General features: G+C 63.5%; 1 protein-coding gene. It reads right to left on the bottom strand.

Features of this window, described 5'->3' with window-relative positions; all coding sequences use genetic code 11:
- Positions 1-589: nitroreductase family protein (locus tag ACW4E8_RS41070; protein WP_456809704.1), on the bottom strand; the 589-nt coding region annotated here is incomplete at both ends.

The raw sequence follows: 589 nt of genomic DNA, 5'->3' as shown, positions 1-589 counted from the left end.
GCGCCGCTGCCGGGCGATCCGGGCAAAGCTCAGGTCGAGGGCGGGCGTCGCAGACCACAGATGCGGCTCTGAATTTGGCAGCGTCGGTTCGCGAGTTCGAGACTTGTGCGTGGCGCGATGGATCGCGTCGATATCCGGCCAGCGTACATGTCCCGCGCTTAGCTGATTCGCGTATCCGTACCAGTGCGCCTTGTCGAAAGCGGACCACAGGCGCTCAAGATCAGGCTGTGCTTCCGGATTGCCGATCCAAAGCAGGACATCCGGCGCCTCTCGCTCGGCCGCGCCGAAATCCTCGCTGCGGTCCAATCCAAGCAACGCGGCCAAGGCATCATCTGCAATCGCTTCCATCAGCCGTGTCTGCCAGCCGAGAGCCGCCGCGGCGTAACTCACTGCGGCGATCGCATGGCCGCAGTCATGCTGGCAGTAGCGCCACGCGCGCATTCCGTATTTCCACGCCTCGCGCCAGTGGATTGAACTGATGCCAACCAAAATACCGCAGCCCGAAAACGCCTCGGTCCATCGTGGATTATCCACTGCGGCGCGCTGTTCGAGCACGTGGTCGCGGCTCAGGTAGTGGTAGACCCCGCCA

This window comes from Cupriavidus sp. CP313 (assembly GCF_054072015.1).
This window is presented reverse-complemented; position numbering and strand designations above follow the sequence as displayed.